The organism is Amylibacter sp. IMCC11727 (genome assembly GCF_029854195.1).
Lineage (GTDB): Bacteria > Pseudomonadota > Alphaproteobacteria > Rhodobacterales > Rhodobacteraceae > Amylibacter.
This window is the reverse complement of the sequence record NZ_CP122960.1, coordinates 2,559,452-2,579,516: the sequence shown is the minus strand read 5'-3', so window position 1 is coordinate 2,579,516 and position 20,065 is coordinate 2,559,452. Positions and strand designations below refer to the sequence as shown.

The window sequence follows — 20,065 nt, the reverse complement described above, 5'->3', positions numbered from 1 at the left end:
GTTGGAATTTCTGTGACAAGGATTCTTGCGTCTTGTGCTTTTCGGGCCATTTGGGTCTAACAAGGATAAGATTTTCAGGAGCGTGATCATGACTGACAAACTGAGGCTGACGCTGGCGCAGTTGAACCCGACGGTGGGGGATTTTGCAGGAAACATTGCCAAAGCCGCCGCGGCCCATGCAGAGGCGGCCCTTGCTGGTGCGGATATGGTTGTGCTGCCCGAGATGTTTGTGACGGGCTATCAGGCGCAGGATTTGGTACTGCGCGAGGCGTTTACCCGTGATGCCATGGCCCATGTGGAAAAACTGGCAAAACAGTGTGATACGGGGCCTAGCATTGGCATTGGCGCGCCCTTGATCGAGGGGGATCAGCTGTTTAACGCCTATTTCATCCTGCATGGCGGGGAAATCGTGACCACGCTGCGCAAGCATGAATTGCCCAACACCCATGTGTTTGATGAACGGCGCTTGTTTGACGAGGGGCCGATTGCGGGGCCGTATAATTTGAACGGGGTGCGGATTGGCAACCCGATTTGCGAGGATGCGTGGCACGAAGATGTGCCAGAGGCGCTGGCGGAATCTGGGGCGGAGATTTTGGTGGTGCCCAATGGTTCGCCTTATTACCGCAACAAGTTTGATCGGCGGTTGTCTGCCATGGTGTCCCGCGTGATCGAAAACGATATGCCGCTGGTTTATGTGAACATGGTCGGTGGGCAGGATGATCAGGTGTTTGATGGCGGGTCATTTGTGTTGAACCGTGGCGGGCGGCTGGCCATGCAGATGCCGCTGTTTGACGAGGCGATTGCCCATGTGGATTTCGTGCGTAGCGATGCGGGCTGGGAAGCCGTTGAAGGCGAGAAGATCGCCCATGTGGACGAATGGGAGCAAGATTACCGTGTGATGACGCAGGGCCTGCGCGATTACATGGGGAAAACAGGGTTCAAGAAGGTTGTTCTGGGCCTGTCTGGCGGCATTGATAGTGCGATTGTAGCGACCATTGCAGCGGATGCGCTGGGGCCAGAAAATGTGCGCTGTGTGATGATGCCGTCTGAATATACCGCGCAATCCTCGCTGGATGATGCGAAGGAATTGGCGGCGAATTTGGGTGTGAAGCTGGATACGATTTCCATTGGCGAGGCGCGGGCGGCGGTGACGAACACGATGGCGCCGTTTTTTGAAGGCTTGGAGCCTGACGTGACCGAGGAGAACATCCAATCCCGTCTGCGGGGGCTATTGCTGATGGCGCTGTCGAATAAATTTGGGGAAATGGTGCTGACCACGGGCAATAAATCCGAAGTGGCGGTGGGCTATGCCACGATCTATGGCGATATGGCGGGAGGGTATAACCCGATCAAGGACCTCTATAAAATGCGGGTGTTTGAGAGTTGCCGTTGGAGGAATGCGAACCATCGCGAGTGGATGATGGGACCGAAGGGGGCTGTGATCCCTGTGAATATCATCGAAAAGCCGCCGAGTGCGGAGTTGCGCGAGGATCAGAAGGACTCTGATAGCTTACCTGATTACGCGGTGCTGGATGCTATTCTTGAGATGCTGGTGGATGAGGATCGGTCCGTGGCGGAGATTGTGGAGGCTGGGTTTGATCGGGCCACTGTGAAACGGATCGAGCATCTGGTTAATATTTCGGAGTATAAGCGGTTTCAATCCGCGCCTGGGCCGAGGTTGACGCATAAAGCGTTTTGGTTGGATCGGCGGTATCCGATTGTTAATCGCTGGCGGGATAACGGGTAAGCGAAGGAGCTTAGAGCGTTCTCGGGCTTTGGCTTTGATAGGGTGGTTTTGTGGCAAGTGTTGTGGGGCCAAAGCCCTGCCACTGATCTAAGCGTTATTTTTAGCTTGGCCTTTGGGCCAAGCGGTTGGTGTTTGACGCCACAATTTTGTAAAAAATTATAGGGAGTGAGAATTGCGTATATTTCTAAGTTGTGTCCTTTGGTTAACGGCGTCTTCGGTGTCTTTGTTAGCAGAAGAATTGTAGATCACGCAGGCATTAGAGCAGGCGGACACTTCGAGCTTTCGGTTAGGTGGCTCGGTTGTATACAAATTGGAAGGTTTCATTCTTTCTAAGACACTTTCTTATAATCAAAGTTGTGAAGCCTTCGCTTCTGCAAAAGAAACGAAGAGTATTTCGACGACCATAGACTTTCGTGAAGTTGAACGAGTCACCGTTGGGTCGGTGCGAGGGAAATTCCTCTTCAGATTCGCTTTGGATTATGACGGTCCTGGTATGCTTTTTATTGCCAAAGATCATTTAGAGAACGGAGCGGAAGGCAGCTTTAAAAGATATGCTGAAGTTGACAGACTTGCTTTAGAAACAGCGAAACTCACAAGTGGGCAAAAGTATTTAAATTGCGACTCCAAGATTCAAGATAGTCCTGCGTCTGCTTCCATCGCTTTCTGGGTAGATAAAGAACCGAATGAATGGATTCGACTAGTAGAAAAAGCGATGCAGTGTCGCGGTGACGATACTTTTGAGTTTGTAAATAACTTTTCCAAAAATTAGCGAGTAGTTCACTTCCACCGCGGCGCGCGCCACCCTGCCTTCACCGCCTCCTCTTCATCACAAAACCACCTCTCGCCTTTGCTAGTGTTAATCTTGGTTCGCGAGTACCACTTTGACCACGGCGGGTGGTAGATTTTGCCGTTGGCGGAGATGTTACCCTTGATGGGGCAGCCGTTGGGGGATTGTTCGCTGGCTGTGGACCATTTGGCGGCGCGGAAGGCCCATGCGGGTTCGGATGGGCCGCGCCAGATGCCGCGTTTGGCTGATTTGGCGGCTTCTTGAGCCGCTTCGTATTCGTCGGAAAACTTAAGGAAGGCCCAAGCCATGCCTTGATCGACCATGGCGGCGGCGAGGTCTGTTCCATCGGCATAGCACCGCGCGATGTCGCGGCCATAGCCGTCTTTGGCCAGCGTGTCGCAGCGCACGGTTTTGCCGTTGGTCAGCGCATAAAGCGCGTTGGTGGCCGCATCGCCGCAGGCCCAATCTTTGCCCCGTTCGGTTTTACATTTTTGTGCCGCTTCTGGTGCGTCGATGCCGTTGATACGATAGCGGGTGCCATCCACATCGAGGGTGTCGCCGTCCACAATGAGGACGGTATTCGCCGTGGCCTGTGTGCCAAGGATTAAAAGCGCGACAAGGACGCGTAACATGGGACTGCTCCGTTTTTTGTTAATACAATCTTAACAGAACAAAATGCGAACTTTAACCTTTTATTTACGATTGGGTTAATAAGGTGGGGGCCTTGGCCTTTGCCAGAAAGGAGAGTATGACGGGCGCAAATTCCAATCTTTGAGTGTGCCCCATGACCGTTACCCGTTTTGCGCCTTCTCCCACTGGTTTCCTGCATGTTGGAAATCTGCGGACTGCTGTGTTCAACTATTTGATCGCGCGACAGGCGGGGGGCGAATTTATCTTACGCCTTGATGACACGGATCCTGAACGATCCACGCAGGCCTATGCGGATGCGATCAAGGAAGATTTGGAATGGCTGGGCCTGACGTGGGACCGCGTGGAAACACAGTCAACACGTCTTGATCGGTACAACGCGGCGGCGGATGAACTGCGCGAAAAAGGGCGGTTTTACGAGGCGTTTGAAACGCCAGTTGAGCTGGACCTGAAGCGTAAAAAGCAACTGAACATGGGCAAGCCGCCTGTGTATGACCGATCTGCGCTGGCGTTATCGGACGACGAACGCGCGGCGTTGAAGGCGGAGCGGGATGGGCATTGGCGGTTCAAGCTCGATCATGAACGGATCGAATGGACGGATGGGATATTGGGCGATTTGTCCATTGATGCGGCGTCTGTGTCTGACCCTGTGCTGATCCGTGGGGATGGGCAGTTTTTGTACACGCTGGCGTCTGTCTGTGACGATATTGATTTCGGGATCACCCATGTGGTTCGCGGGTCCGATCATGTGACCAACACAGCGACACAAATCCAGATTATTGAGGCGCTGGGCGGGTCTGTTCCATCCTTTGCGCATCATTCGCTGCTGACGGGGCCGCAAGGTGAGGCGCTGTCGAAACGGCTCGGTACGTTGGCGTTGCGTGATTTGCGCGAAGCAGGGATTGAGCCGATGGCGCTGGTGTCGATGATGGCGCGGCTTGGCTCTTCTGAACCGATTGAATTGCGTTCTAGCATGGAAGAACTGGTGGATGGGTTTAACCTGTCCGCCTTTGGCGCGGCCCCGACCAAGTTTGATGTTGAGGATTTGAAACCACTGACAGCCAAGGCGGTGGCATCCCTATCCGTTGCGGATATGGGGGAGGCGCTGGCGGAATTGGGCGTGCCTTCAGAAATTGCTCCTGCGTTTTGGGATGTGGCGAAAGAAAACGTTGCAACCCGCGCGGAGGTAGCCAAATGGTGGGCGCTGTGCCGTGATGGGGCAGAGCCGTTGATCGCAGAAGAAGACGCGGAGTTCGTGGCCACGGCCAAAGGATTGTTGCCAGAGGGCCCGTGGGATGGCGACAGCTGGGGCACGTGGACGTCAGCAGTGAAAGAGGCCACTGGGCGTAAGGGCCGTGGGTTGTTCATGCCGCTGCGCAAGGCGCTGACGGGGATGGAGCACGGGCCAGATATGTCCAAGCTGATGCCATTGTTGCAAAACGTGAAGCTGTAACGCCCTGATATAAAACTCGAATTGTGGTGAAACGCCGTTCCGATTGGAGCGGCGTTTTGCGTTTTTGATGTGTGGTAAATTTTTGACCCATCGTTCACAACGCGTCGTGTAAGACGCGTGCTGTAAGACGCGTCATGATTCAGATTTTGTTAACTTTCAGGCCGTGATAGGGGGGGTGCGCGTGGCGTTGAATGGCTGCCGCCCGCTTTAAGCGTTCGCGATGACCTGTGCGCCGACCATCTTAATGTGATCATCAGTGCATGCCGTTTCGGCGTCACTGAGCACCTGAGCTCGTGGATAAATCGGTGCGGCGCGATCATTCAGGATGGGTGTATCCCACCCCGTTGTAGAGCGAAAGAAATCGCGCACGCCATCAATGCCATAGACCGTATGGAACCCTTGTACCACGCAATCGAGATAGCTGAGCAGAATTGGCTGGCCGCCGCCAAGAGGCGCCATGGCGCTGGGTTTGGCTTGATAGAGCGTGACGCCTTCAAAGCCCTCGGTCTGCAGGATTTGGCGATCATAGGCCGCTTCGCGTTGGTCCAAAATGTCCCAGCCCACATCGCCGATATCTGCGATAAGGCCTGAAATCATGCTGAGAGAATCGGGTTTCACCGATAAAAACGCAATGTTACGTGTGCTCGATTGCACCCACACGCGCCGCCAGCCGCGCAATGTGGCGGGGCGTGTGTTGGGATAGTCATGGGTGGCGGCATTCACCAACGACCCATATCCGAAAAAGCTATCTACCATGTGATGGCGGCGCGGCGGCCGTTGGCTTTGGCTGCGTCAATGGTTCGGATGGTGGATTGCACGCGGGCGATGCGTTCGCTTGACGGCGGGTGCGTGGCCAAAAGCGCGGATGATCCGCCTGTACGTTCATAAACCTTGGCACCGAGTTTCGCGTTATAGCCAGAGCGATCCGTGATGTGTGCGGCGATTGTATCTGCCTGCAATTCGAATTTTTTGGAGTAGCTGCGCCCGCCGATGGAGCCGCCGAGATCGATGCCAATCTGTGCATCCCCGCCGCCAGCGGCTACGATTAACCCACCAAGAACAGCGCCCGCAAGCGCATTGGCTTGGGATTTTTCGATGTGCTGGGCGATTTGGTGACCTGCCTCGTGGGCGAACACAAAGGCCAGTTCGTCGTCGTTGTTAAAGCTGCGCAAAATGTTGATATTGAACGCGATAATCGGGCGACCATCTTTGCCGATGCTTTGAAAAGCGTTCGGGGGCTGTTTGGGATCGTTAATGACCCGCACCTGAAAGTCACAAAAAGAGCGAGGTTTTGCGCTGTGGATAGAGCGGCAAATTTGTTCGGTCAGCGGTTCCATACGTTTCGACACGCGCGAATACGCGGCAAGGCCCGCATCGGCGCTGCGCACAGCGGTAAAGCCGGGGCGAGATTTTGAGGGTTGTTCTGTGGTTGGGGTGCAGGCTGCCATGAGGCCGATACAGGCCAAAGTAATCAAAATACGCATAAAATCCTCGGTTCTTGGGGCATTGGGCCAAAATTACAAGTCAAACCCAAGTCGTAAAGTTCATTTACCTGTATTGGGCGAATCGAGCAACTGTTTGCCTGTGAATTCGCAAGAAAATGATGGGAATGGTTGGCTGATTTACGACAGGCGCAGCAAGCGGGTGTTTGTACAAGAGGCAACAGGGTTTCTTGGATATTTGAAAAACAAAAGAACTTCGGTTTTGCCTTCTTTGGGGGACGATCGTGCGCGCTTCGTAGCGTTACGAAATTCGCCATAGGGAATCGGCGCAGAATTGGCTAACGTTCTGTCACAAGCCTCACTGTGGGGCGCAATTTCTGGGAGGAAATCATGAAATTAGGTTGGAAAACCGTTGTAATGACTGCTTTGGCGGCCAGCTTTGCCACAGAATCAGTTGCAGAAGAGTGGAATGTGTCTGTTTGGGGCAAGCGCCGTGCATTCACAGAGCACATTGAAAAATTGGCCGAACTGGTCTCTGAAAAGACGGGTGGCGAGTTCACGATGAACGTGTCTTATGGCGGGTTGTCAAAGAACAAAGAGAACCTTGATGGTATTTCCATCGGTGCGTTTGAAATGGCGCAATTCTGTGCGGGGTATCACCGTGACAAAAACCGTGTTGTGACGGTTTTAGAATTGCCGTTCTTGGGTGTTGAAAATCTGGAGCAGGAAGTGGCTGTGTCCAAAGCAGTTTATGCGCATCCTGCGGCCACAGAAGAAATGGCCCAGTGGAATGCCAAGTTGCTGATGACATCACCCATGCCGCAGTACAATCTGGTGGGTACAGGCGAGCCACGTGACACGCTGGCAAAGTTTGATGGGATGCGGGTGCGTGCCACAGGTGGTTTGGGCAAAGCCTTTGCCGCAGTTGGCGGTGTGCCCACATCTGTGACCGCAACCGAAGCCTATCAGGCGATGGAAGGCGGCTTGGTGGATACGGTTGCTTTTGCGCAGCACGCGCACTTGTCTTTTGGCACGATTAACCAAGCGGATTGGTGGACAGCAAACCTGAACCCAGGCACCGTGAACTGCCCAGTTGTTGTGAACATTGACGCTTATGAAGGCCTGTCTGATGCGCACCGCGCAGCCCTTGATAGCTCGGTCGATGAGGCGCTGGATCACTACCTCGCGAACTATGGCGAGTTGCTGAAAAAGTGGGATAGTGTTCTGGCCGAAAAAGGCGTGGCCAAAGTGGAGATCGCAGAGTCTGAGATCGCAGCCTTCCGCGCCAAAGCGGCCGATCCAATCCGTGATGCGTGGATCAAAGACATGGAAGCGCAAGGCCTGCCTGGCCAAGAGCTGTATGATCTGGTTGTAAAAACCTTGGCAGACGCAAAAGCCACAAACTAAACACAGGAACGAGCCGTCCCAAAAGGGGCGGCTCACAACCATCTGGGGAGGTGCGCCATGGCGGGCGGAGCAGCAGTGCTGGAAGATTCCAGTCTTTTGAGTCGTTTGGATAGAGCTTTGCTGCCTGTGGAGCGGATTTGCGCAATGGCCAGTGGCTTGGCCATTTTTTCATTGATGTTTTTGGCCGCGATTTCCGTAACGGGGCGCAAGTTTTTCGGCACACCTTTGCCTGGTTATGTTGATTTAATCGAGGTGGCGATGCCGATCATTGCCATTATGGGGATTTCCTATGTGCAGCGCGATGGCAGCCATATTCGCATGGATATGGTGGTGTCGGCGTTGAAAGGGCGGGCGCTGTGGTTGTTTGAACTGCTGTCTGTTCTGATGATTTTGATTTTGATGACCATGCTGACATGGGGCGCGTATGAGCATTTCGACCGCGCGTTTGATTGCGCGCGGCCCTTGTGCAGCCGCGACAGCACCACGGATATTTACATCCCGTGGTGGCCGAGCAAGTTGATGGTTCCTATCGCCTTTGGTGTTTTGGTGGCGCGGTTGGTTTTGCAAAGCATTGGATATGCGCGGGCTTTGGTGCTGGGGTTGGAAAACCCTGTGGCCGTGCCTTTGACCCTGAGCGTTGCAGAGCAGGCCGCCATTGAAGCACGCGCCGTTCAAGGAGACGACTGATGGAACCAGTAACAATCGGTTTGTGGGTCTCTGCGGGGATGCTGGTGATGGTGGTCTTGGGCATGCGCGTGGCCTTTGCGGCGGGCATGGCGGGATTTGTGGGGCTGGTTTGGATATTCTGGGACAAGGTAGATTATTCTGTCGAAAAGTTCCTGTTTTTCAACGAACGGCGTGACATTTGGGATGGTGCGCTGGGCAAAGCGATGCAGATCGCAGGGTCCGTGCCACAATCAAAGGTCAGCGCGCAGGTGTTGAGCCTGATCCCCGTATTTATTTTGATCGGATATCTGGCGTTTCATGCCAAGCTGACAACGGCGTTGTTTGAAGCGGCAAAGCGGTGGATTGCATGGGTGCCAGGTGGGTTGGCGGTTTCAACGGTGTTCGCCACGGCTGGATTTGCAGCGGTTTCAGGGGCATCGGTGGCCACTGCGGCGGTGTTTGCGCGCATTGCGATCCCAGAAATGTTGAAAATCGGCTATGACAAACAGTTCGCGGCGGGTGTGGTTGCGGCGGGGGGCACGCTGGCTTCGCTTATTCCGCCTTCGGCTATTCTTGTGATTTACGCGATTATTGTGGAACAGGACGTGGGTAAGCTGCTGTTGGCTGGCTTTGTGCCCGGCATGTTTTCTGCGGTTGTTTATGCGGGCTTGATCATCGGGATTGCAATGGTGTTCAAAAATGTTGGTCCCCCTGTTTCGGGGTTCACATGGCGGGAACGGTTTGAGAGCCTGCCCCCTGCGTTGCCTATTGTGGCGGTGGTCGTGATCATCATTTTCTTTGTCTATAACCCATTTGGTGAGGCATGGGGTACACCCACAGAGGGCGGGGCCATCGGTGCATTCATCGTGTTTTTAATGGCGATGTATCGAAAAATGTCATTCCAACAGTTGAAAGAGGCACTGTTGGAAACGGCCAAGCTGACCATCATGATCTTTACCATCATTTGGGGCGTTCTGATTTACGTGCGGTTCTTGGGGTTTGCCAAATTGCCCGATGCGTTTTCGGATTGGATCACGGGGCTGGATATGGCGCCGATGATGATTTTGGTTTGTATCCTGCTGGCCTATGCGGTGCTGGGGATGTTTATGGACGCCATTGGGATGCTGTTGTTGACCCTGCCTATCACTTATCCTGCGGTTATGGCGCTGAATGGGGGGATTGATGTGACGGCGGCAGAAAGCACGTTTGGCATGTCTGGCCCCATGTGTGGCATTTGGTTTGGGATTTTGGTGGTGAAAATGGCGGAGTTTTGTCTGATTACGCCACCCATTGGGTTGAACTGTTTTGTGGTCGCAGGTGTGCGCGATGATCTGAGCGTGCAGGATGTGTTTAAAGGTGTGACACCCTTTTTCATCGCGGATGGGATTACCATTGCGCTGCTGGTGGCGTTTCCTGCGATTGTGCTGTGGTTGCCAGGGTTGGCGAGTTAGAGCGCGGTCACCCCGTAAAGGTTAACCAAAAGATAACGCCGACACGTCTATTTGGACGTGTCGGCGTTTAGGTTTTGTTAACGAAATGTGCCGCTGTGGGATGCCGTTTTAGCGAGCCTTGGCCTGAGTTGTGTCGCCCGAAATACGACCCGCACTCTATCGGTTATTGGACCACCCGTTGCAGGGTGACATGGCCCACTTCTTTGGACACGGATTGGTTGCTTTTCCACACAACATTTGATGATGGATCGACCCAATAGTCGTTTTGGAACGCGCGACCTTTGCGGCGGCAAAGTTCGGTGAATTGGCGCACTGTGTGCGTTTTGCCAAACACATCCAGAGTTTGGGTTTCAGGCGCCGGGGCAATGGCGCAGGCGTATTCGTGGGTGATGAGTGTGCTTTCCCCTGTCAAATGACGTTGCGTTTTGCTGTAGGTTTTGGGGAAATTGCCGCGAAACAGGTCATCGGGATTGATGGACAGGTCTTGGGCGATCAGGTCTACGAACAGTCCGCGCGTGGCGGTGACGATGCCAGAGCGCAGGGTGACGGTGGCCTGATCCGCGCCCATGTAAGTGCGGAAGGGGCCGTTCTTTGCCAATTCAACAGCTGCGACGCCAGACCCAAATCGCGGCACCGACACAAAGACAACTGGGCGGCCGAGGGCCTGCATTTGTTCGCGTGTGACACCCGGTGTGGGTTTCGCTTTGCTTGCTTGTTCCACGTCTTTCTTCTTAAGACGTGCCTGCGCCATGGTCAGCGCGATTTTGCCCAGGCCCGGTTCCGTTTCTTTTTCAGAGGAACAGGCGGCAAGGCCGAGACAGAGCGCCCCAGCAAGAAGTTTGTTCAAAGGGGTCATTACCGCCAGAACCGTGCCCAATTTGCTTCTAACCCTGGGCGTTGGTATTCGCTGACCAAACCGTAGAGCCGTTTTTCGACGTTCAGACGTGCGCCGCCATCGCGGGCTTCGGTGTTCATGTCGATGGCATAGGTTTTACGTGTGGGTGTGCCGATGCCCCATGACAGGGGAACAGACAGGCGCAATCCTTTGGTAAAGCTGCCATCGCCGAATGCGGATGGGTCGGCATCTGTGACAGTGGCATACGCGCCCATGCGCCAGCCATTGGCAAAGACACGATCAACGGACAGAGTAGCGCCCCAATCACCTGCCAAGTAGCGGCCCACATCCAGTTGCGCAGTCAGGCCACGGTTCACGGCCCAATAGGCAGACACATGGCCTGTTACCGTGTCATAGTCTTGGAAGCCCAGCAGCTGATCAAAGTCGCGTTGTTTGACGTAGTTGAGATCAACCCCCAAGCCCCAGCGTTGGTTGGCGGGTTGCCACAGAAGTTCAGTAGAAACACCGCCGAACATGCTTTCGAGGTAGCCAACAGATACGCGGCCATAAAAATCTGGTGCAGGCTTAAACAGATAATCGGCGGTTAAGCGTTCGAGGGCGGTCTTGCCTTCGCGTTTGTAAAGTGCGCGGTCGGTGCGCACCCGTGGCAGGCCAGAGGGGGGTGGTGTTTCGTCCACTTGGTTGCCAAACACACGCTGGGTGACAGCACCTGACAGTGAGAAGCCTGGCGCAATCGCGTAATCCGCGCTGGCGCGAAGACCTGCAGAGGCGCGAACGGGACCAGAGCCGTCAAACAAGGAGATCGACACATAAGGGGCGATGGTCCAGCTGAAGTTTGGATAGAGACCCGGTTGGTATTCACCACCTTCGGGGAGAGCAAAGGCGCTGCGGATGTTGGCGGCAGCGAGCATTTTTTCAGTGCCCATCGGATCGTTTTCAAGCCGTTCCAGATCGGAGCGACGGATCACCACAGACGAAGCTGGGATACCATCGACCACAGGGGTGATGACAAATTCTTCAACAGAATGGGGCAGCACAAATGACATGGCGCGGGCCGCACGGCCAATGGCCTGAGAAGAAGCGTTAAACTTGTCGTTGCGGATGCGCAGTTCCGCAGAACGACCGTTCACGGCCAAGGCTTCGACAGCCAAACCCTGTTCTTTTAAAACGGCCGCGAATTTTTCTCGTGCGGTTGTGGTAAAGTTGGGTTGGTTGGCCCAATCGGTGTTGGTGGAATAATTGACCGGGCGCGCAATCACAGGCAATGGTGCGCGTTCAAGCGAGCCTGCGGTTGGCGGGCGTTTTGGGTTGATCGCGGCAGAGAAGCGCAAGCCCACTTCGGACCCGTGCAGGTAATACAGGCCAAAGCTGATGGCGTCGCGGCGTTTGTATTCAAGGCCAAAGTTAAACGGGCTTTTGCGTTCAATGGCGCCTGCGGCCACTTCGCGGGCGTATTTGTCCGAAGAATATTCTGCTTTGAAGGTTAGGCCTTTGACCGGCGTTTGCCATTCAGCCCCGCCGAAAAAGCCAACGGGTCCGTCAAACCACTGTTTCACAGTTGGGACACCGCCTTGAGCGTTCGCGCCCACGCGCAGATCAGCAATATTGCTGGAATTGCCTAGACGGCCCCAGCCAAAACCACCTGTCAGTTTCAGTTTTGGGTGAACTGTTTTGGTGGCCACAAGATATTCCGCGCCGTAAGCCCCTTGGCCCATAAAGTCGCGCAAGCCAATGGCGACACCAGGCAGTGTGTCGGTTTCTTCGAACAGTTGGAATTGCACATCAAAGCTGCGGTCGTTGTCGTCCCCTGCGATGGTCCAGTCTTTCAGGTCGGAGTAGCGAAAGGAGGCGGACAGACGTTTGGTCAGTTGAAATGACAATGTGATTTTGCGGTCAGAAGCGGAGCCTGCAATGGTGCCGCTGATTTGCGCGTCTGGTTGGGGATCGGCGCTTGGCATGTCGATCAAGCCACTGTTGCCATAGAGGTTGAGCGATTGGGCGGATGCGCCTGTCGAAAAGGCCGCCGTGGTTGTTGCCAGCAGCGCTGCCGTTACAAAATACTTTGCCATCTTTTGGTCCCCCGACCACATGTAGACTTTGTTGAGGTGGTTTTTGCCACATTTGCGCGCATATCTCTATGGCTAATTGTGCGGCAAAGTGGGTTTTTGAAGGTTAAGTGACGTCTGTGCGACTGTTTTGATCGGATCGGGTGATGGGGTAGGCCATGATCAGCAAAACACCGAGCACAAAAACCGCAGCGGGGAGCAGGCTGATGGTGATGCGCAAGGTTTCAATGGCGGTGTCGGATTGTTCGACAAGTTGTCCGCCGACGGAGGATTTAAAGCCACCGGATTGCAGAACTAAGCCTGCCAAAAATGGGCCGAGCGCGATGCCAAATTTTTGGGCGGTGGTCCACCAGCCATTAAACAGCCCCGCGAGCGAGCCGCCGTGTTTAAGCTGGGCTTCGGAAATGACATCAGGCAGCATTGCCCAAGGGAAAATCTGATAGGCCCCATAGGCAACACCCATGAAGGCGAGAATGATCATCAGCATTCCCGTGTCGCCCACACCGACGAAGTAAACACATGCCATTCCAATGGCATACATGATGCCGCCGATCAGCAGACCTGTGCGTTTTTCCATGCGTTTTCCGAGCCAAACCCACAGAGGCAATGTCAGGAATGTGGGGAACAAGAGGATGGCGGATAGGGTTGGCTGGATGTCTTGGCTTTCGATAAGCAGGTATTCAATCAGGGCGTTTACGTTGGATGTGACCACGGTAATCATAGAGATCATCAGGATGTAGGAGCCTGCGATGATGAGAAATGATTTCGAGGTCCAAACGATTTTGATCCCGTCGAAAAAGCCGTGTTCCACCAGTGTTGTGCGGTGAACCGGGGCGTTGCGGGTGGCGAATACTGTGATGAGCGTGGGAATCATCAATAGGGGAAGGATCGTGATGAGACCCATGCGGTAGCCTTCGACCGACAGATTGCCAAAGTTACCAGTTAGGATCGCATACCCTGCGGCACCAAAGAGAATGCCGATGGTGCCGATCCACATACGCCAAGCGGTGATAGACGTGCGTTCGTCGTAATCTTCGGTCATTTCAGCAGTCATTGCGCCAAAGGGCACGCCGATCATGGTTAGGCCAAGGTAGGAGAGCATGAGGAAAGCCGAGAACCAAACGGCATTTGCGCCCCAGCTTTCGGTGGAAAACGGCGCGTAGAATGCGATGGCAAGTGCGGGACCCATGACAAAGGCGCCTGCCAGCATCCAAGGGCGGCGCGGGCCGAGGCGTGAATTGGTTCGGTCCGATAAGTAGCCGATAAGCGGATCGGTGAGGACATCAAAGAGTTTTGTGGCGAGAAAGATTGTGCCAGCGATGCCAACAGGAATGCCGAGCGTGTTGGTCATATAGCTGAAGATGTAAAAGCTGCCAAAGACCACCATGCCTGTGACGCCGATTTCGGATATGCCGTAGCCTGCTTTGATGCGTGCTGGAATAGCTGACATGGTGTTCCCCCTTGGATGTAGCGTGCTGCGAAAGACAGTGGGTGGCAACGGGCGGTCTGGCAAGGAAATCTTCAGATGACCCAAGGGCAATGGCAGGCGTGAAATTGCGTGGAAAATCCTGTGGCTATTGGCTTGACTCTGATCGGTGCGTTTCCTAAATAACCCGCTGTTAGCACTCTGAGGAGGCGAGTGCTAATGATTGAAATCCAGCCTCTGACAAATTGAAACAACGAGTTAAGGAGCATACTCCATGGCACTCACACCTTTGCACGATCGTGTACTGGTTCGCCGCACTGAAGGCGACGAAAAAACTGCTGGTGGTCTGATCATTCCAGATTCCGCAAAAGAGAAACCAGCCGAGGGCACAGTAGTTGCTTGTGGTGAAGGCGCGCGCAAAGACAGCGGCGAACTGATCCCGATGGCCGTAAAAGCTGGCGACAACGTGTTGTTTGGCAAGTGGTCCGGCACGGAAGTCACAGTTGACGGCGAAGAGCTGTTGATGATGAAAGAATCCGACATCCTCGGCCTTCTTTCTTAAGTTATAATCGTACGAATAGGAGCACATGAAAATGGCTGCAAAAGACGTAAAATTCGGCACCGACGCACGGAACCGCATGCTGGAAGGCGTGAATGTTCTGGCTGATGCTGTAAAAGTAACGCTGGGCCCAAAAGGCCGTAACGTTGTTTTGGACAAATCCTTTGGCGCACCGCGCATCACCAAAGATGGTGTATCCGTTGCCAAAGAGATCGAACTTGAAGGCAAGTTCGAAAACATGGGCGCGCAGATGGTGAAAGAAGTTGCTTCTCGCACAAACGACACAGCAGGCGACGGTACAACAACCGCGACTGTTCTGGCACAGGCCATCGTAAAAGAAGGCATGAAATCTGTTGCTGCTGGCATGAACCCAATGGACCTGAAGCGCGGTATCGACACTGCTGTTTCTAACGTTGTGGACGCCATCAAATCCATGGCACGCGAAGTAAAAGACAGCGACGAAGTTGCACAAGTTGGTACAATTTCTGCCAACGGCGAAGCCGCAATCGGTTCACAAATCGCTGACGCAATGCAGCGTGTGGGCAACGAGGGCGTTATCACTGTTGAAGAAAACAAAGGTCTGGAAACAGAAACAGACGTTGTTGAAGGTATGCAGTTCGACCGCGGTTACCTGTCTCCATACTTTGTGACAAACCCAGACAAAATGACAACTGAGCTCGACGATGCGTTGATCCTGTTGCACGAGAAGAAACTGTCTTCTTTGCAGCCAATGGTTCCACTGCTCGAAACAGTTATCCAATCCAGCAAGCCACTTGTCATCATTGCAGAAGATGTTGAAGGCGAAGCGCTGGCAACTTTGGTTGTGAACAAACTGCGCGGCGGTCTGAAAATCGCAGCTGTTAAAGCACCTGGTTTCGGCGATCGTCGTAAAGCCATGTTGCAAGACATCGCTGTTCTGACTGGCGGCCAAGTGATTTCCGAAGACCTCGGCATGAAGTTGGAAAATGTTGGCATGGAAATGCTCGGCACTGCGAAGAAAATCCAGATCACCAAAGATGAAACAACAATCATCGATGGCGCTGGCGAAAAAGCAGAGATCGAAGCCCGTGTTGCACAAATCCGTGGCCAGATCGAAGAAACAACTTCCGACTACGACCGTGAAAAACTGCAAGAGCGTCTGGCCAAATTGGCTGGTGGTGTTGCTGTGATCCGCGTTGGTGGTTCCACAGAAGTTGAAGTGAAAGAGCGCAAAGACCGCGTTGATGATGCCCTGAACGCGACACGTGCCGCTGTTCAAGAAGGTGTTGTTGTTGGTGGCGGTGTTGCACTGGTTCAGGCTGTTAAAGGCTTGGCTGGCATGGAAGGCGCAAACGCTGACCAGACTGCTGGTATTTCCATCGTGCGTCGCGCATTGGAAGCGCCACTGCGTCAGATCGCTGAAAACGCTGGTGTTGACGGTGCAGTTGTTGCGGGCAAAGTCCGCGAGAGCGACGACACATCCTTTGGCTTTAACGCCCAGACAGAAGAATATGGCGACATGTTCTCCTTCGGTGTTATCGACCCTGCCAAAGTGTGCCGTACAGCACTGGAAGACGCTGCATCCATCGCTGGTCTGTTGATCACAACAGAAGCAATGGTTGCTGACAAGCCATCCGAAGGTGGTGCTGCTGGTGGCGGCATGCCTGACATGGGCGGCATGGGCGGCATGGGCGGCATGATGTAAAAATCGGTTTGGCCCTAAGGGGCCAAACGAATTTCCTGAGCGGAAGGACTTTTCGAAGAAAGTCCGAGCGCAGGATACATCAAGTCAAACTGACGTTTCAGTTTAAAACAAGACGACCTCGCAGATATCTGCGGGGTCGTTTTTGTTTTATCCGCCTGACTTGTTCTTTGATGGATTGGGCGGTTAAGTGGTCAACACAAGCGGCGGTATGTTCCTGATTGAAAGTTAAGACTGTGATGATTTCGAAAATTCGTTTGGTGTTTGCATTCTTGGTGTTCTGTCTTTTGCTCATGGCGTTGCCCATTGAGGCGCAAGAGGAAGAGACGCAGTTGAATTGGACACTGCGCAATGAGCATGAACATGTCATTTATATCCGCTTTTTCAGCCAAGATCGCGAAGTGGAATGGCCTGGTAATGGTCTGACCTATCCGTTTGATGACAATCTGAACCACACTCAGGCGTTGATTTGTAAGCCAGGTGAGAACATCTGTTTTGGCGGCTTTAACGGGGATCGCACCAAAAGCTGGGGCATCGGCGAATACGGGCAGGGGAGTTGCACCAGTTGTTGTCGGTATTGTGGTGGGAATTACCCGAATGTGGATATCTTGAAGTAGCGAATTTGTGAACTCAGATCGTGCGGGATCGCGGCAGCAGAGCGGTTTCAGCGTTGTGCCGCGCGGCTTTCCCTGTTTCAAAGGCGTATGCGACTGCTTTTGTTAACTGCCCTGACCATGGTTGCCTTTGCGGCCAATTCCGTGCTGAACCGTACGGCGTTGGAAGGGGGCGATATTGATGCGCTGAGTTTTGCAGCCTTGCGGGTGACAGCGGGTGTTGTTGTGTTGCTGCTTCTGGTTGTGATGCGGCGCGATGCGGGGAAAATTCGAGGTGCGTTTGATCCATCGGCAACCCTTGGACTGCTGGCGTATATGTTGGGATTTTCCTTTGCTTATAACAGTTTGGACACGGGGTTGGGGGCGTTGATCCTGTTTGGTGGCGTGCAGATTACCATGTTTTTTGGGGCGGTATTGTTTGGCAAAAAGCCTCTGGCGGGACAATGGGTTGGCGCGGGGATTGCCTTTGCTGGGTTGGTGTATTTGCTGGCGCCGAGCGATGTGGCGCCCAACCCAATTGGCATGGGTGTCATGGCCATCGCGGCGCTGGGCTGGGGTGTTTATTCGCTGCAAGGAGCCAAGGCACGTGATCCGCTGGTGGCCACATGTGCCAATTTTTCCGCTGCTTTGCCTGTGGTTTTGGTGGCTTGGTTGGTTCTGACAGACAATGCGATTGGACCGATTGGAGCGGCGTTGGCGATTGTGTCTGGTGCGGTGACGTCGGCGCTGGGGTATGCGTTGTGGTATCAGGTTTTGACCCAATTGCAGACCGCAACCGCCGCCGTGGCGCAACTGACTGTGCCCATTATTGCGGCGCTCGGTGGGTTTGTGGTGTTGTCTGAGCCTGTGACGATGACCTTTGTTATGGCGTCGGTAATGGTGCTCGGGGGTATTGGGATTTCGGTTTGGGCAGCAAATCGCGGGTAACCGAGCGGTGAGTTGACAAGGTCGAGCCAGTTTCGTTTATCCTCGGATCATGAGAGCTGGCTTTTTTACGATTTGGATATTTGCCATGACCACATTCATACCATCGACAGCGCGTGCGGGTGAATGTGTGGTGCTGCTGCACGGGTTAGCACGCAGTGCCAATTCGCTTTTGGTGATGGAGTGGAGCCTGAAACGGGCAGGCTATGACGTTGTAAACGTTGATTATCCCAGTAAGGAAGCCACGATTGAGGATTTGGCGGACCGCGCCATTCCAGAAGCGTTATATACCTGTCGTGAAGCGGAAACGGTGCATTTTGTGACTCATTCCATGGGGGGGATTCTGTTGCGGTATTATATGGACCGTGTGGAAAAACCACCTGCGCGACTGGGGCGCAGTGTGATGATGGGCCCGCCCAACCACGGGACGCCCGTGATTGATGAATTGAATGATTTGCCTGGTTTTGAATTTTGGAATGGTATTGCAGGGATGCAATTGGGCACCGGAGAAGACAGCCTGCCGAACCAATTGGGCCCTGTGAATTTTGAAGTGGGTATTATAGCGGGAGAGCAATCGCTCAACCCGTTGCTGTCATCACTGATCGACGGGCCAGATGATGGCAAAGTTGGGGTAGAAAGCACCAAAGTTGAGGGTATGGCGGATCATATTGTGATGCCAGTGACCCATACGTTTATGATGAACAATCCCAATGTGATTGAGCAGGTAACGACGTTTTTGAAAACAGGTGCGTTTAAGCGGGACCCGTGATTTTGTTCACATGGCCCATTTTGCGGCCCGCTTTGGCTTCGGCCTTGCCATAAAGGTGCAAGCCGACAGAGGCGTCTTTGGACAGGGTTGCCACGTCGTTCACTTCATCGCCAATCAAGTTGGTCATGGTGATGTTGGAGTGCCGTTTGCCATCCCCCAGAGGCCAGCCCGCCACGGCGCGAATGTGCTGTTCGAACTGGTCGATGACGCAGCCATTTTGAGTCCAGTGGCCCGAATTGTGAACTCGTGGAGCGATTTCGTTGATCAGCAATCCTTGAGGGGTGACGAAAAACTCCACACCCAAGACACCCACGTAATCAAGCGCGTTCAGAATTTTTCCAGCTGCAAGAATGGCATCCATGTGCTGTGATTTTGACAGACGCGCGGGTAGGGTGGTTGTGTGCAAAATACCATCGCGGTGGACGTTTTCACCAGGATCAAAGCAGACAACTTCGCCAGATTGGGAGCGCGCACCGATGACCGAGACTTCGTGGCTGAAATCAATGAAACCTTCAAGAACTGAGGGTGTTTCGCCCAATTCGGTCCATGCAGATGTTGGATCTGTATCAGGCTTTAGGCGGACCTGCCCCTTGCCATCATAGCCAAAGCGGCGGGTTTTTAGGATGGATGGGGTGCCGATGGTTTCCACCGCATGGGCAAGGTCCGCAGCGGTTTCCACATTGGCGTATGGGGCGACTTGCAGGCCAAGCGAGGTGAGGAATTCTTTTTCGCTAATGCGGTCTTGGGATGTGGCCAATGCGCGGCGATTGGGCATCACAGGGCGGATTGATTCAATCACATCGAGCGCATTTGTGGGGATGTTTTCAAATTCATAGGTGATGACATCGACGCTGTTGGCGAATGCGGTAAGCGCGGCGTGATCTTCATAAGACGCGGTTGTAACGGCATCCGCCACTTGGCCCGCAGGTGGGTTTGCGCCCGGTTCAAAGATGTGGGTTTTCAGGCCCAATCGAGAGGCGGCGACAGAGAGCATTCGGCCCAGTTGCCCGCCGCCAAGAATGCCAATGGTTGCGGTTGGGGCAAGGGGATTAGTCATCGCTTGGCTCATCTGGAATAGAGGCGGAAAGGGCATCACGCCACGCATCAATGCGCGTGGCGAGATCGGTGTCTTGAGTGGCAAGGATCGCAGCAGCCATGAGACCCGCATTTGCAGCGCCCGCCGCGCCAATGGCCATGGTGCCAACTGGATAACCTTTGGGCATCTGCACGATGGAATACAGGCTGTCGACGCCAGACAAAGCCTTGGTTTGCACAGGAACGCCGAGCACAGGAACGCGGGTTTTAGACGACAACATGCCTGGCAGGTGTGCGGCGCCGCCAGCACCTGCGATAATGACTTGGAGACCGCGCTCAGCGGCGGATTTACCATAAGACCACAGGCGATCGGGGGTGCGGTGGGCGGATACGATTTTTGCCTCGTAAGGGACGCCAAGCTCATCCAAAATATCAGCGGCGTGTTTCATGGTGGGCCAATCGGACTGGCTGCCCATGACGATTCCAACTTTGATCTGAGACATTGTATTCTACCTATGCTTCAAAGAAGGGCGC

19 protein-coding genes are annotated in these 20,065 nt (G+C 54.0%); 11 read left to right on the top strand and 8 right to left on the bottom strand.

Annotation, left to right across the window (positions count from 1 at the left end; genetic code table 11):
• Positions 1-88: 88 nt before the first annotated feature.
• Together QBD29_RS13050 and QBD29_RS13045 are read left to right on the top strand one after the other, a co-directional pair.
• A complete protein-coding gene (locus QBD29_RS13050; protein WP_280098528.1) occupies positions 89-1,747 on the top strand; it encodes an NAD+ synthase in 1,659 nt (552 codons plus the stop codon).
• A gap of 310 nt (positions 1,748-2,057) precedes the next feature.
• The gene (locus QBD29_RS13045) at positions 2,058-2,516 is read left to right on the top strand and encodes a hypothetical protein (protein ID WP_280098527.1); all 459 of its coding nucleotides are present in this window, start codon (positions 2,058-2,060) and stop codon (positions 2,514-2,516) included.
• A gap of 8 nt (positions 2,517-2,524) precedes the next feature.
• Here QBD29_RS13045 and QBD29_RS13040 read toward each other — a convergent pair whose 3' ends face one another.
• A complete protein-coding gene (locus tag QBD29_RS13040; protein ID WP_280098526.1) occupies positions 2,525-3,166 on the bottom strand; it encodes a thermonuclease family protein in 642 nt (213 codons plus the stop codon).
• 152 nt (positions 3,167-3,318) lie between these two features.
• Here QBD29_RS13040 and gltX point away from each other — a divergent pair, with 152 nt between their 5' ends.
• The gene (gene gltX / locus QBD29_RS13035; protein WP_280098525.1) at positions 3,319-4,635 is read left to right on the top strand and encodes a glutamate--tRNA ligase; all 1,317 of its coding nucleotides are present in this window, start codon (positions 3,319-3,321) and stop codon (positions 4,633-4,635) included.
• Positions 4,636-4,842: 207 nt separating this feature from the next.
• On the opposite strand, the gene QBD29_RS13030 is transcribed toward gltX, so the two are convergent.
• Both QBD29_RS13030 and QBD29_RS13025 read right to left on the bottom strand, forming a co-directional pair.
• Positions 4,843-5,391 carry a gamma-glutamylcyclotransferase gene (locus tag QBD29_RS13030; RefSeq protein ID WP_280098524.1) on the bottom strand — a complete coding sequence of 183 codons (549 nt, stop codon included), beginning with the start codon at positions 5,389-5,391 and terminating at the stop codon, positions 4,843-4,845.
• On the bottom strand, positions 5,385-6,119 hold the full coding sequence (locus tag QBD29_RS13025; RefSeq protein ID WP_280098523.1) for a M48 family metalloprotease: 735 nt from the start codon (positions 6,117-6,119) through the stop codon (positions 5,385-5,387). Before QBD29_RS13025 ends, QBD29_RS13030 begins: the two co-directional genes overlap by 7 nt.
• A 348-nt stretch (positions 6,120-6,467) precedes the next feature.
• Here QBD29_RS13025 and dctP point away from each other — a divergent pair, with 348 nt between their 5' ends.
• From dctP to QBD29_RS13010, 3 genes are read left to right on the top strand one after another with little or no spacing between them, the layout of a single operon-like run.
• A complete protein-coding gene (gene dctP, locus QBD29_RS13020; RefSeq protein WP_280098522.1) occupies positions 6,468-7,484 on the top strand; it encodes a TRAP transporter substrate-binding protein DctP in 1,017 nt (338 codons plus the stop codon).
• Positions 7,485-7,541: 57 nt separating this feature from the next.
• Complete coding sequence (locus tag QBD29_RS13015; RefSeq protein ID WP_280098521.1) at positions 7,542-8,171, top strand: TRAP transporter small permease; 630 nt, start codon at positions 7,542-7,544, stop codon at positions 8,169-8,171.
• Positions 8,171-9,601 carry a TRAP transporter large permease gene (locus QBD29_RS13010; protein WP_280098520.1) on the top strand — a complete coding sequence of 477 codons (1,431 nt, stop codon included), beginning with the start codon at positions 8,171-8,173 and terminating at the stop codon, positions 9,599-9,601. The genes QBD29_RS13015 and QBD29_RS13010 overlap by 1 nt, the downstream gene beginning before the upstream one ends.
• 163 nt (positions 9,602-9,764) lie before the next feature.
• Here the strand turns inward: QBD29_RS13010 and QBD29_RS13005 are convergent, their stop codons facing one another.
• The 3 genes from QBD29_RS13005 to QBD29_RS12995 all read right to left on the bottom strand — a co-directional run bounded on the left by QBD29_RS13005 (position 9,765) and on the right by QBD29_RS12995 (position 13,973).
• Positions 9,765-10,457, bottom strand: coding sequence for a YjbF family lipoprotein (locus tag QBD29_RS13005; protein ID WP_280098519.1), 693 nt, complete (start codon positions 10,455-10,457; stop codon positions 9,765-9,767).
• The gene (locus QBD29_RS13000; protein ID WP_280098518.1) at positions 10,457-12,526 is read right to left on the bottom strand and encodes a YjbH domain-containing protein; all 2,070 of its coding nucleotides are present in this window, start codon (positions 12,524-12,526) and stop codon (positions 10,457-10,459) included. The genes QBD29_RS13005 and QBD29_RS13000 overlap by 1 nt, the downstream gene beginning before the upstream one ends.
• Before the next feature lie 103 nt (positions 12,527-12,629).
• The gene (locus QBD29_RS12995) at positions 12,630-13,973 is read right to left on the bottom strand and encodes an MFS transporter (RefSeq protein ID WP_280098517.1); all 1,344 of its coding nucleotides are present in this window, start codon (positions 13,971-13,973) and stop codon (positions 12,630-12,632) included.
• Between the two features lie 250 nt (positions 13,974-14,223).
• On the opposite strand from QBD29_RS12995, the gene QBD29_RS12990 reads away from it, so the two are divergent.
• The 5 genes from QBD29_RS12990 (at position 14,224) to QBD29_RS12970 (ending at position 18,496) form a co-directional block, all read left to right on the top strand.
• The gene (locus QBD29_RS12990) at positions 14,224-14,511 is read left to right on the top strand and encodes a co-chaperone GroES (protein WP_280098516.1); all 288 of its coding nucleotides are present in this window, start codon (positions 14,224-14,226) and stop codon (positions 14,509-14,511) included.
• 31 nt (positions 14,512-14,542) lie between these two features.
• Positions 14,543-16,192, top strand: coding sequence for a chaperonin GroEL (gene groL, locus QBD29_RS12985; protein WP_280100970.1), 1,650 nt, complete (start codon positions 14,543-14,545; stop codon positions 16,190-16,192).
• Between the two features lie 236 nt (positions 16,193-16,428).
• The gene (locus tag QBD29_RS12980; protein ID WP_280098515.1) at positions 16,429-16,806 is read left to right on the top strand and encodes a hypothetical protein; all 378 of its coding nucleotides are present in this window, start codon (positions 16,429-16,431) and stop codon (positions 16,804-16,806) included.
• A gap of 87 nt (positions 16,807-16,893) precedes the next feature.
• Entirely contained in the window at positions 16,894-17,730 is an 837-nt protein-coding gene (locus QBD29_RS12975; protein ID WP_280098514.1) for a DMT family transporter, read from the top strand.
• Positions 17,731-17,815: 85 nt separating this feature from the next.
• The gene (locus QBD29_RS12970) at positions 17,816-18,496 is read left to right on the top strand and encodes an alpha/beta fold hydrolase (protein WP_280098513.1); all 681 of its coding nucleotides are present in this window, start codon (positions 17,816-17,818) and stop codon (positions 18,494-18,496) included.
• Here the strand turns inward: QBD29_RS12970 and QBD29_RS12965 are convergent.
• Positions 18,480-19,553, bottom strand: coding sequence for a 5-(carboxyamino)imidazole ribonucleotide synthase (locus QBD29_RS12965; RefSeq protein WP_280098512.1), 1,074 nt, complete (start codon positions 19,551-19,553; stop codon positions 18,480-18,482). The two genes, QBD29_RS12970 and QBD29_RS12965, sit on opposite strands and share 17 nt — an antisense overlap.
• Positions 19,546-20,034 carry a 5-(carboxyamino)imidazole ribonucleotide mutase gene (purE, locus tag QBD29_RS12960; RefSeq protein WP_280098511.1) on the bottom strand — a complete coding sequence of 163 codons (489 nt, stop codon included), beginning with the start codon at positions 20,032-20,034 and terminating at the stop codon, positions 19,546-19,548. The genes QBD29_RS12965 and purE overlap by 8 nt, the downstream gene beginning before the upstream one ends.
• Positions 20,035-20,065 lie beyond the last annotated feature (31 nt).

Coding starts and splice junctions, on each gene's coding strand:
- QBD29_RS13050 (WP_280098528.1), top strand. CDS start 89: ATGACTGACAAACTGAGGCTGACGCTGGCGCAGTTGAACCCGACGGTG.
- QBD29_RS13040 (WP_280098526.1), bottom strand. CDS start 3,166: ATGTTACGCGTCCTTGTCGCGCTTTTAATCCTTGGCACACAGGCCACG.
- gltX (WP_280098525.1), top strand. CDS start 3,319: ATGACCGTTACCCGTTTTGCGCCTTCTCCCACTGGTTTCCTGCATGTT.
- QBD29_RS13030 (WP_280098524.1), bottom strand. CDS start 5,391: ATGGTAGATAGCTTTTTCGGATATGGGTCGTTGGTGAATGCCGCCACC.
- QBD29_RS13025 (WP_280098523.1), bottom strand. CDS start 6,119: ATGCGTATTTTGATTACTTTGGCCTGTATCGGCCTCATGGCAGCCTGC.
- dctP (WP_280098522.1), top strand. CDS start 6,468: ATGAAATTAGGTTGGAAAACCGTTGTAATGACTGCTTTGGCGGCCAGC.
- QBD29_RS13015 (WP_280098521.1), top strand. CDS start 7,542: ATGGCGGGCGGAGCAGCAGTGCTGGAAGATTCCAGTCTTTTGAGTCGT.
- QBD29_RS13010 (WP_280098520.1), top strand. CDS start 8,171: ATGGAACCAGTAACAATCGGTTTGTGGGTCTCTGCGGGGATGCTGGTG.
- QBD29_RS13005 (WP_280098519.1), bottom strand. CDS start 10,457: ATGACCCCTTTGAACAAACTTCTTGCTGGGGCGCTCTGTCTCGGCCTT.
- QBD29_RS13000 (WP_280098518.1), bottom strand. CDS start 12,526: ATGGCAAAGTATTTTGTAACGGCAGCGCTGCTGGCAACAACCACGGCG.
- QBD29_RS12995 (WP_280098517.1), bottom strand. CDS start 13,973: ATGTCAGCTATTCCAGCACGCATCAAAGCAGGCTACGGCATATCCGAA.
- QBD29_RS12990 (WP_280098516.1), top strand. CDS start 14,224: ATGGCACTCACACCTTTGCACGATCGTGTACTGGTTCGCCGCACTGAA.
- groL (WP_280100970.1), top strand. CDS start 14,543: ATGGCTGCAAAAGACGTAAAATTCGGCACCGACGCACGGAACCGCATG.
- QBD29_RS12980 (WP_280098515.1), top strand. CDS start 16,429: ATGATTTCGAAAATTCGTTTGGTGTTTGCATTCTTGGTGTTCTGTCTT.
- QBD29_RS12975 (WP_280098514.1), top strand. CDS start 16,894: ATGCGACTGCTTTTGTTAACTGCCCTGACCATGGTTGCCTTTGCGGCC.
- QBD29_RS12970 (WP_280098513.1), top strand. CDS start 17,816: ATGACCACATTCATACCATCGACAGCGCGTGCGGGTGAATGTGTGGTG.
- QBD29_RS12965 (WP_280098512.1), bottom strand. CDS start 19,553: ATGACTAATCCCCTTGCCCCAACCGCAACCATTGGCATTCTTGGCGGC.
- purE (WP_280098511.1), bottom strand. CDS start 20,034: ATGTCTCAGATCAAAGTTGGAATCGTCATGGGCAGCCAGTCCGATTGG.